Below are 244 nucleotides of genomic sequence, written 5' to 3' on the forward strand. Positions count from 1 at the left end.
ACAATAGGTTCATATAATTTTACTTATACAATAACTGATGCAAACACTTGTACAAATAGTTCAACAGTTACAATAACTGTAGAAGATGCCCCAGAATCTGGGACACCATTAACAACTTTCCCAGAGTTTTGTGAAGGTTCTGCACCATCAAGTTATAATTTATTTGATTTATTAGAAGGCGAAGATCAAACAGGAACTTGGTTTGAAGGAACAGATAATACTGGATTAAGTATATCTAACCCAA

General features: G+C 33.2%; 1 protein-coding gene. It reads left to right on the forward strand.

Features of this window, described 5'->3' with window-relative positions; translation table 11 throughout:
• Positions 1-244, forward strand: a 244-nt coding sequence (locus Q0842_RS16210; RefSeq protein ID WP_298500561.1) for a hypothetical protein, incomplete at both ends; no start/stop codon positions are given.

The sequence above is a fragment of the uncultured Algibacter sp. genome (genome assembly GCF_947495675.1).
GTDB lineage: Bacteria > Bacteroidota > Bacteroidia > Flavobacteriales > Flavobacteriaceae > Algibacter_B.